The sequence below is a fragment of the Candidatus Agathobaculum pullicola genome (assembly GCF_052117205.1).
In the GTDB taxonomy this organism is placed as follows: Bacteria; Bacillota; Clostridia; order Oscillospirales; family Butyricicoccaceae; genus Agathobaculum; species Agathobaculum pullicola.
Genome location: NZ_JBQKJP010000069.1, coordinates 1 through 8915, shown reverse-complemented (window position 1 = coordinate 8915; position 8915 = coordinate 1). Strand labels below are relative to the sequence as shown.

Sequence of the window (8915 nt, the reverse complement as noted above, 5' to 3'; positions counted from 1 at the left end):
CACAAAGCAGCTTGCTGTCCATAACCGCTGCTCCAATAACTTTCCCATGAGGCCTCTGGGTTGGCTTTCTCCTTTAGAGTTCTCTGTCCAATATGTTTGACAAACCTACAGATTGACATGGACGCGGATTCATCGTATGATGGAACACGGACAGAAAAAGGATGTGAATGGCCATGCAAAAAAGGGTACTGGCGCTGCATGATTTATCAGGCTTTGGGCGCTCATCGCTGGTGCCGATCATCGCGGTGATTTCTGCGGGAGGGCATCAGTGCGTGCCGCTGCCGACGGCGGTATTTTCCACGCATACTGCGATTCCCGGTTGGATTACCACGGATCTGACCGATGCGATGCTGGGAACCATTGACCAATATGACGCGCTGGGACTACGCTTTGAGGCGATATATGCCGGCTTCTTGGGTTCCGCAGACCAGATTGACTGTGTGAGCGAGGCGGCAAAGCGGCTAAAAAAAGTAGGCGGTATGACTTTGATCGATCCGGTCATGGGGGATAATGGAAAGGTGTATGATACCTATACGTCTGAAATGTGCATCCGTATGCGTGAACTGTGTGCAATTGCGGATATTATTACGCCTAACACGACCGAAGCGGCGATTTTGCTTGACCGCGACCCGGGTAGTAAGCCGTGCGACGCAGACGAGGCGTGGGAGTGGCTGCGGGCGCTGCGTACGCGCTACGGCGCTGAGGTTGTGCTGACCGGGTTGGATTTTGAGAAAGGAAAGGTCGGTTCGGGTTGCCTGTCGGAGAAGGGTGGCGCGCTTAGCCTGCATCGACGCATTGACCGGTATTATCCCGGTACAGGGGATTTGTTTGCATCGGTTATGCTGGCGGCGCTGCTCAACGGTGAGCCGCTGACAGAGGCCTGTGAACAGGCGGGAGAATATGTCAAGGACTGCATTGCGTATACGTTAGAGCAGAAAACCGATCCGATGCACGGAGTACAATTTGAAAAGCTGCTGTATCGCCTGATGGATGGTTCCTATCAAACCAGAAAAACGGAAAATAAAAGCACTGTCGTATAGGCAGTGCTTTTATTTTCGATAAGGCTGACGCAGCAAGCAAAATTTATACGGAAAAGGCACTGCCATATGACAGTGCCTTCGTTTCTGGAGCGGCTGACGAGGCTCGAACTCGCTACCTCCACCTTGGCAAGGTGGCGCTCTACCAGATGAGCTACAGCCGCATTTTGCATCGCGCCGAACTCATCAGCGCGATATTGATTATAGCAAAGAGCGGACGTGCTGTCAAGCAAAAACAAGAAAAAAGGTAAAAAATTTTTAAGCTCTTTTGCGGGGACGGCGACACAACACGAGCGTGACAAACAGGCAGAAAGCGAGGTACAGCGCAATCGGAATACCGGCAAAGAGCAATACCCGTCCAAGCGCCCAAAACGGCTGCGGCAATCTGACCCAGAGGCGCGACAAGGCTGTTTCGGGGATCAGATTCAGCAGCTGTGCAAACAAAAAATAGAGTATGCGCGTAGGCAGCAGCGCGACAATCCAGATATTCACACGCCAGAATGTACGGATAAAGCTAACGCCCTGCTCGGCATCGACGCTGTTTTTCAGATACAGGCCGAAGCCCATCGCCAGTGCGGTTGCGCAGATCTGTAAGATGATGCCGATGACGGTAGGAATATCGGTGGGCGCGTAAAAACGGCCGTAGAACAGCAGAAACAGCCCGCACGCGCTGCCGCCCAGTGTCATACAGAACAGTAGCGGCGCGCCTGCCTGCGTCTGCGTTGGCGACATGTGTGCATCTGTGCCGCCTGACGTATTTTGCTGCGGCGTGATGTCCCGCAGCAGCCAGTCGATCGTCACATCGAAATACTCTGCCAGTGCGACGATTTTTTCTGTTTCCGGCGTCGCGTCGCCAAGTTCCCATTTGCTCACTGCCTGCCGTGATACGCCCAGCGTGATGGCCAGTTCCTCTTGTGACAGACCGTGCTTTTTTCGCAGATCGGTGATTTTCTCTCCCAGTGTCATGTTTGGTTACCTCCTTGGTTGGTGAGGCTATTATATCGAAAAACGTGGTTGCATACCACCGTGTTTGGTTTGAAATCACGCAACTGAGAGTTGCATCTGAAAAAAACCGCGCGTTTTTTATTAAAACGCGCGGTTTTGGTGTCAGTGTGACGAGAACAAATCAATAGCCGAGTGGCTGGCCAATCAAAACGATTTCACAGCGTTCCATGCTTTGCGGTGGCCCCATATGAATGGTCATCGCGCGACAGATACGATCGGGGCTTTGACAGTCGTGACATTTGCCGTCTACAGCGCACGGGGTTTTCTTTTCCAGACGCTGGGCATTGAGAGGAGCGGCAATATTGCGCGCTCGGTCGATTGCGCTCTCCAGATCGGGACACAGTTTGTTAATGCCGCAGACAAAAATGCAGCGCTTCGGACCGAACAATGTGCCTGCGATACGGTTGCAAGTGCCGTCGATATTGACCACCTCACCGTTTTCGCTCAGTGCGTTAGCTGAGCTGAGGTAAATATCCGGTGTTTGGAAGAATTCTCCGGCACGTACCCAGTGCCAATGCACAGCAGTGCTGTTGGAGAAGGCTTCGGGAAAACCGAGTTCCTTGAGTGTCATAGAGCCGCCAAGAGAAACGGATTTGCCCGCGCAGGCATCGATGAGATACGGAAGGGCGTCCGCTGCGGTCGGAAAGTAAGTAAAGCCAAAGCCTCGCTTTGTAAACGCCTGACAGATGGCGTCCACGGCCAGCAGGCCGCGCTCGAATAACGGGAGCAGATCGGCAGGGCTGCTGACAAGGGCATCCGCGCCGGCATCTGTCAGTTCTTCGGCCGGGCGAAAGCCCCATGTCACGCCGACGGCCAGCAGACCGGCATTTTTGGCTGTCTGCATATCGGTTGCACTATCCCCGATGTAAAGCGTCGTGGCTGCGTTACCGCCCAGCTCGCGCAGCAGCTGCAGTACGCTGGTTGGGTCGGGCTTGCGCGGAACATCCGGTCGCTCTCCGTAGGTGATCTGCACCAGATCGCAGAAAAAGTGGCGAATCAGGCTTTTGGCAGCTAGATCGTACTTGTTAGATAATACGCCGACCGAGACCCCGGCTTTTTTCAGCTGCCGCAGCAAGGGCAGGATGCCATCATAGGGCTGGGTACGATTCATCATGCGCTGGTTGTAAGCTGTGCGAAATTCATCCAGACAGGTGTCAATCATCGCTTCCGTACGCTTGTTTTCCGGGATACAGCGTTCAATCAGCTTGCGTACACCGTTGCCGACGCGCACACGAGTTTGTTCTTCGGTCACAGCGGAAAAGCCGCGGCGCACAATGGCACAGTTGACGCTGTCGGTCAGGTCGCCCAGCGTGTTGAGCAGGGTACCGTCCAAATCAAAAATTGCGGTCGTAATTTTCATGCTATCTTATCCTTTTTGACGTCGCGCAGCCTTAACCGCGCATATAGGTCCGTGTGATTTCGCCAAGCATGGCGGAGACCGTAGTGTTGAGTGCTTCCTTGCGCACGCGCCAGCGCCAGTTTTTTCCGCCGATCGTGGCGGGGGTATTCATACGAGCATCCGCCCCCAAAGAAAGCAGATCCTGCAAAGTGGTCATTGTGATGTGTGCAGAGGAGGCCCATACACTTTTGATTGCACTCCAACCCATGGCTTCGCTGTGGGAGGTGCGAAGATAGCGGTAGGCAAACTGCTTTTCCGGCTCGGTGCAGATATCCATAATTTGCTCGCATACGGTTTGTGAGTCGTGTGTTGAGGTGTATACAATGCTGTTCGGCACGAAGTTATGCGGTAGATGTTCGTTGTCGCAGTCGGGGGTGAAGCCGAAAATCAGCACCTTCATGCCCGGGAAGCCGCTTTCTGCCAGCAGCTCACGAACCTCATCTGTCATTTCGCCTAAATCCTCTGCAATCAGCGGCAGAGGGCCGAGTGATTTTTCCATGGCATGGAACAGTTCCATGCCCGGCCCCTTGCGCCAGTGCCCCTTGATAGCGGTTTCCTCGGTTACGCGTACTTCCCAGTAGGCGGCAAAGCCACGGAAGTGGTCGAGCCTTATCACATCGAACAGTGCCATATTGCTCTTCATGCGCCAAATCCACCAGGAGAACCTCTCTGCGCGATGGGCATCCCAATCGTAGACCGGATTGCCCCACAGCTGGCCGGTAGCGGAATAATAATCAGGCGGAACACCCGCGACCAGCTTTGGACTGAGGTCGGTTTTGAGCTTGAACAGCGCGGGATGCGTCCATACGTCCACGGAGTCGGCGGAGACATAAATCGGAATGTCGCCGATGATTTGAATACCGTGCTCGTTGGCATATTCACGCAGCGCTTTCCATTGGGTGAAGAAAATATATTGCAGGAAAATGCGGAAGTCAATTTCGTCCCGCAGCTCCTCGGTTACTTTTTTCAGCGCTTCCGGTTTGCGGTCGCGCACCGCTTTTTCCGGCCACATGTAGACCGGCATATGTTGGTATTTCTCTTCCTTGAGCGCCATGAAAAGCGCGTAATCCGGCAGCCACTCGGCGTTCTCTTCGGTAAATGTATGGATTTTTTCGCGCAAAGCATCATCTATCCGCGAATATGCCTTGCGAAATAGCGGCCAGCGGGTATCAGCTAGCTGCTCGAAATCTGCGGTGTCCGGAGAGGCTTCAAAGTCGCCTGCTTTGACCTCGGCTTCGGTCAGCAGTCCGTCCTCAACCAGTAAATCAAGGTCAATCAGGTACGGATTTCCCGCCGCTGCGGAAAAGCATTGATATGGAGAATCGCCGAAACCGGTATGCCCGAGCGGTAGAACCTGCCAGTAGGTCTGGTGCGCGGCTGCGAGGAAATCAACAAACTCATAAGCACTTTTGCCCATGGTGCCCACACCGTGCGGCGAGGGCAGGGAAGTGACGTGCGCAAGCACGCCGCTGGAACGGTGAAACATAAATACATCCCCCAATTAAATATAATTGTATTATAGCGTGTTTTATGGAAATTTGTCAATTTTACTTGCCAAGTGTGCGGGGGCGGGATATAATGAAAAGGCTGAAAAATATACAGGAAAAAGGGGAATTTGACGCATGAGAATGCGCAAAAAGAAAAATCTTGATATCCGCTTTGCGGCCTGCGCGGACGTAATGGCGTTTGAGCCGAAGGAAAAGCGCGGCAAATGGCGCGCGCTGTTTGGAAACGACCATCCGCTGCATGTTGAAATCGGCTGCGGCAAGGGCCGTTTTGCCATCGGTATGGCAGAGCAGCATCCGGACGTGAATTTTATTGCGGTCGAGCGGGAGGAGGGCGCGCTCATCATGGCGGCTGAGCGCTGCCAGCAGCGTCCGCTGCCCAATCTGCGGTTTGTGTCTTTTGACGCAGCTGAGCTGCGCGAGGTGTTTGCGCCCGGTGAGGTGGACCGCATTTATTTGAATTTTTCCGACCCGTGGCCGCCCAATCGACAGCGCAAGCGCCGGCTGACGTGGCGCGCCTATCTGGAGGTGTACGACGAGATTTTAAAGCAGCAGGGCGATATCTGTTTTAAAACCGATAATCAGCGTTTCTTTGAGTGGACGCTTGCGGAAATCTGCCAGTTCGGTTGGCTGCTGCAAAATATCTCGCTCGATTTGCATCACTCGGATTTCGAGGGCAATGTGATGACAGAATACGAGGAAAAATTCTCGTCCGAAGGCGCGCGTATCTATCGTTTGGAGGCCAGACGGCGTCTGCCGGAATTTCTGCGCAAGTGAAGAAAAGGAAAGCAGCCTACGGGCTGCTTTTTTATTCTTGACATATGTCAGAAATGTGTTATGATAGATATATAACCGGCATATGCCGGAAATAAAATACGGAGGCGCAGTTCCATGAAAATCGCAGTCACTTATGAGGATGGTCAGGTATTCCAACATTTTGGTCATACCGCCCAGTTCAAAGTATATGAAGCAAAAGATGGAAAAATCCTTTCTTCGCAGGTTGTTGATACCAACGGCAGCGGCCATGGCGCGCTCGCAGGCTTTCTTGCGTCGCAGGGCGTGGATACACTGATTTGCGGCGGAATTGGTGGCGGTGCGCAGGCGGCGCTCGCGGAAGCAAATATTCGCCTGTTCGGCGGCGTGCAGGGCGGTGCGGACGAGGCGGTCGAGGCGTTTCTGTCCGGCTCACTGCAATATAATCCGGATGTTCGATGCAGCCATCACGAGCACCACGGAGCGGGTCATCACGGTGCTTCGCATGAAGGCCATCACTGTGGTGGTCACTGCCACGGCTGAGCGATGCCCAGACCGAAAAAATGCCGGCGGGTGTGTGGCCTACCGGTCTGTAGGGAGTTTGATCCGCATGGAATTGGCTGTATGGGCGGGCTGATTATGCTGGGACTGGATGAGTACGAGGTCATCCGGCTGATTGATCTGGAGGGTATGCAGCAGGAACAGGCAGCTGCGCAGATGGGCGTCGCGCGCACGACAGTGCAATCAATTTACAACGCGGCGCGGCACAAACTGGCAGAGGCGCTGGTCAATGGACGCACTTTGCGCATCGAGGGCGGCGACGTTGAAGTATGTGAAAAACGAGCGCAATGTGTGCGTGGCGGCTGCTGTGGGCATCACAGATGCGGAAAACAAAAACCGGAAGGCTGAGCCTTCCGGTTTTTGTTCGTTATAATTTGGTGTAGCCGCGCGGGGTGACGATGGCATCCAACGGTACGCCAGCCGCGCAGGCGGGACAGTTTTTGCCGCGGACGAAATTGTGATAATGCGGAAAATCCTCTCCGGAAAACAGGCTGACGACCGGTTTGCCGTCCAACTCGGAAATATTGGAGAACAGCGCGGAATAACCGGCTACGCGGCCGCCGTAGTATTCAATGCACTCGCGTGTCTGCGAAAGCGTCTGACCGGTGGATGCGGTGTTGACCAGCACCAGCACATTGCGATGCTCGATCATGGGACGCAGGTTGTCCGCGAACATAAACTGACCGTTGACATTGCTGTCCGGCTCGACAAGGTAGATGACTTTGTTGCTGTTCAGGCTGCCGATGCCCGAACTGGCAAGTTCCTTGGCAATATATGCGCCGATGTACTCTGTGCCCTCCAGACACAGCAGGGTATCCACGCTGACCGAGGAAAAATGGAACGCGATGCTGTGTGCGGCCTCCAGAGCCATGGTCATATTGTGCTTGATTTCGGACATATCGATATAGTAATTGATATGGGAATGATTGGTTGCAAAATGACCCGGAATCGCATCTGCATACAGACGCTTGTTGAACCGGGAAATAATACGGATCGGCTGCTGCATAAATGACCACCTTTCTTTGTCCGTTAGAAAATCACAAGGCTATTATAGCGCAATTTTATCAGCAGGGCAAGAAAAAGCAAAGCGGTGTTTGTGAATTATGCCGATAAAAAAACCCTGCCGCAATGTGCAGCAGGGTTAGCAAGCAAAAAGATTAAAGCGCAGCTTTAGCCTTTTCAGCAAGTGCTGCGAAAGCAGCCTTGTCGTTGACAGCCAGTTCCGCAAGCATCTTGCGGTTCAGGTCGATGCCGGCCTTCTTCAGACCATTCATGAAGCGGCTGTAGTTCATGTCGCAAGACTTGGCAGCAGCCGAAATACGGGTGATCCACAGACGGCGGAAGTCGCGCTTCTTGTGCTTACGGCCGATATACGCGTACTTCAGGCTCTTCATAACCGCCTGATTGGCTACACGATAATGGGTAGACTTGGCACCCCAGTAGCCCTTTGCACGCTTGAGGATCTTCTTTCTTCTTTTGCGCGTCATCATTGCGCCCTTAACTCTTGCCATTGTAATTGCCTCCTATATGAAAGATGTTGTTACTTACTTGTACGGCAGCAGACGCTTGAGCTGCGCTACGTTCGTCGAATCCGCAAAGCCTTCCTTGCGGAGGTGGCGCTTGAGCTTGGTCGTCTTACCATGGCCGTTGAGCAGGTGGCGCTTGCCGACGTGGCCGCGCTTGAACTTACCGTTCTTGGTAACGGAAAATCTCTTCTTTGCACCGCTGTGCGTTTTGATCTTAGGCATAAGGTTTGCTCCTCTCTGAATTTGCGCGCAAGGCGCGTTTTGGTTTACTTGTCCTTAGCGGGCGCCAGAAACATCAGCATCTGACGGCCTTCGAGCTTGGGCTGCTTTTCTACCGTGCTGCATTCCGAGCACAGCTCCGCGAAGCGATGGAGCAGATCCTGACCGAGCGACGCGTGCGTAACCTCGCGGCCGCGGAAACGAACCGAAACCTTGACCTTGTCGCCGTCCTTGAGGAAACGGCAGGCGTTTTTCACCTTGGTGTTCAGGTCGCCGACATCAATATTGGGGGTCAGGCGAATCTCTTTGATCTCCACGACGCGCTGGTTTTTGCGCGCTTCCTTTTCACGCTTGGCCTGTTCAAAACGGAACTTGCCATAGTCCATGATTTTGCAGACCGGCGGCTTCGCCTGCGGGGCAATTTTCACCAGATCCATACCCTTTTCCACGGCGGCATCCTGTGCCTGCTGGATGGGAACAATACCGAGCTGCTGGCCGTCATCGCCGATCAGACGGACTTCTTTGTCGCGGATCTCTTCATTGATTTGATGTTCCATGCTGCTGATTGGTAAGCACCTCCAAACGATAAATGGGTTAAGACAAAAAGAAAAAGGACCGATCGAAAGCGACCGTCCTCCAAGCATAAAACGCAAACCCGTACCCAAACGGATTGTTGCTTTATTGACCCGTTTGCTCAAACGCGGCGGGTGAGGACATTGCCTTCTTCCTTGTTACCTGAAATATTATATCAGAAATGTAAAGCAAAGTCAAGGCTTTATTTCAACTATTTTAACTGGTATGTGTTGGAGTACAATACATCCTGGACAGTTGAATAAAAAAGGATGAAGGATAGGGCCTCATCGGTTAAAGTTGAGTTGCGACACTTAACTTGACGAGAGGGGGCCATATC

Annotated in this window: 10 protein-coding genes, 1 tRNA gene and 1 pseudogene; 4 read left to right on the top strand and 8 right to left on the bottom strand. The window is 53.2% G+C overall.

Features of this window, described 5'->3' with window-relative positions; all coding sequences use genetic code 11:
• Nucleotides 1-173 precede the first annotated feature (173 nt).
• On the top strand, nt 174-1040 hold the full coding sequence (locus ACTQ3V_RS14870) for a pyridoxamine kinase (RefSeq protein WP_441468201.1): 867 nt from the start codon (nt 174-176) through the stop codon (nt 1038-1040).
• A gap of 85 nt (nt 1041-1125) precedes the next feature.
• Here the strand turns inward: ACTQ3V_RS14870 and ACTQ3V_RS14865 are convergent.
• From ACTQ3V_RS14865 to malQ, 4 genes are all read right to left on the bottom strand, one after another.
• Nucleotides 1126-1201 (bottom strand) — tRNA-Gly (locus ACTQ3V_RS14865).
• A 94-nt stretch (nt 1202-1295) separates the two neighbouring features.
• Nucleotides 1296-2003: a helix-turn-helix domain-containing protein gene (locus tag ACTQ3V_RS14860; RefSeq protein ID WP_441468200.1), complete on the bottom strand. Its 708-nt coding sequence runs from the start codon at nt 2001-2003 to the stop codon at nt 1296-1298.
• A 160-nt stretch (nt 2004-2163) separates the two neighbouring features.
• Nucleotides 2164-3402 carry an HAD-IA family hydrolase gene (locus ACTQ3V_RS14855; RefSeq protein WP_441468199.1) on the bottom strand — a complete coding sequence of 413 codons (1239 nt, stop codon included), beginning with the start codon at nt 3400-3402 and terminating at the stop codon, nt 2164-2166.
• A gap of 31 nt (nt 3403-3433) precedes the next feature.
• Complete coding sequence (malQ, locus tag ACTQ3V_RS14850; protein ID WP_441468198.1) at nt 3434-4927, bottom strand: 4-alpha-glucanotransferase; 1494 nt, start codon at nt 4925-4927, stop codon at nt 3434-3436.
• 136 nt (nt 4928-5063) lie between these two features.
• On the opposite strand from malQ, the gene trmB reads away from it, so the two are divergent.
• The 3 genes and pseudogenes from trmB (at nt 5064) to ACTQ3V_RS14835 (ending at nt 6608) form a co-directional block, all read left to right on the top strand.
• Nucleotides 5064-5723: a tRNA (guanosine(46)-N7)-methyltransferase TrmB gene (gene trmB, locus ACTQ3V_RS14845; protein WP_441468197.1), complete on the top strand. Its 660-nt coding sequence runs from the start codon at nt 5064-5066 to the stop codon at nt 5721-5723.
• Between the two features lie 114 nt (nt 5724-5837).
• A pseudogene (locus ACTQ3V_RS14840) lies at nt 5838-6242 on the top strand (NifB/NifX family molybdenum-iron cluster-binding protein); the annotation flags it as partial.
• Nucleotides 6243-6245: 3 nt separating this feature from the next.
• Complete coding sequence (locus tag ACTQ3V_RS14835) at nt 6246-6608, top strand: DUF134 domain-containing protein (RefSeq protein WP_441468196.1); 363 nt, start codon at nt 6246-6248, stop codon at nt 6606-6608.
• A 19-nt stretch (nt 6609-6627) separates the two neighbouring features.
• Here ACTQ3V_RS14835 and ACTQ3V_RS14830 read toward each other — a convergent pair whose 3' ends face one another.
• The 4 genes from ACTQ3V_RS14830 to infC form a co-directional block, all read right to left on the bottom strand.
• Nucleotides 6628-7266 (bottom strand): orotate phosphoribosyltransferase, encoded by a 639-nt coding sequence (locus ACTQ3V_RS14830; RefSeq protein WP_441468195.1) that lies wholly within the window; start codon nt 7264-7266, stop codon nt 6628-6630.
• A 151-nt stretch (nt 7267-7417) separates the two neighbouring features.
• Complete coding sequence (gene rplT / locus ACTQ3V_RS14825; protein ID WP_373164780.1) at nt 7418-7771, bottom strand: 50S ribosomal protein L20; 354 nt, start codon at nt 7769-7771, stop codon at nt 7418-7420.
• A gap of 33 nt (nt 7772-7804) precedes the next feature.
• Entirely contained in the window at nt 7805-8008 is a 204-nt protein-coding gene (gene rpmI, locus ACTQ3V_RS14820) for a 50S ribosomal protein L35 (RefSeq protein ID WP_054327617.1), read from the bottom strand.
• Between the two features lie 44 nt (nt 8009-8052).
• A complete protein-coding gene (gene infC / locus ACTQ3V_RS14815; protein WP_297284107.1) occupies nt 8053-8562 on the bottom strand; it encodes a translation initiation factor IF-3 in 510 nt (169 codons plus the stop codon).
• Nucleotides 8563-8915 lie beyond the last annotated feature (353 nt).

Excerpts from the sequence above, each read along its gene's own strand:
- infC (WP_297284107.1), bottom strand. The coding sequence starts at position 8,562 with ATGGAACATCAAATCAATGAAGAGATCCGCGACAAAGAAGTCCGTCTG.
- ACTQ3V_RS14835 (WP_441468196.1), top strand. The coding sequence starts at position 6,246 with ATGCCCAGACCGAAAAAATGCCGGCGGGTGTGTGGCCTACCGGTCTGT.
- ACTQ3V_RS14830 (WP_441468195.1), bottom strand. The coding sequence starts at position 7,266 with ATGCAGCAGCCGATCCGTATTATTTCCCGGTTCAACAAGCGTCTGTAT.
- ACTQ3V_RS14870 (WP_441468201.1), top strand. The coding sequence starts at position 174 with ATGCAAAAAAGGGTACTGGCGCTGCATGATTTATCAGGCTTTGGGCGC.
- rplT (WP_373164780.1), bottom strand. The coding sequence starts at position 7,771 with ATGGCAAGAGTTAAGGGCGCAATGATGACGCGCAAAAGAAGAAAGAAG.
- rpmI (WP_054327617.1), bottom strand. The coding sequence starts at position 8,008 with ATGCCTAAGATCAAAACGCACAGCGGTGCAAAGAAGAGATTTTCCGTT.
- ACTQ3V_RS14860 (WP_441468200.1), bottom strand. The coding sequence starts at position 2,003 with ATGACACTGGGAGAGAAAATCACCGATCTGCGAAAAAAGCACGGTCTG.
- ACTQ3V_RS14855 (WP_441468199.1), bottom strand. The coding sequence starts at position 3,402 with ATGAAAATTACGACCGCAATTTTTGATTTGGACGGTACCCTGCTCAAC.
- trmB (WP_441468197.1), top strand. The coding sequence starts at position 5,064 with ATGAGAATGCGCAAAAAGAAAAATCTTGATATCCGCTTTGCGGCCTGC.
- malQ (WP_441468198.1), bottom strand. The coding sequence starts at position 4,927 with ATGTTTCACCGTTCCAGCGGCGTGCTTGCGCACGTCACTTCCCTGCCC.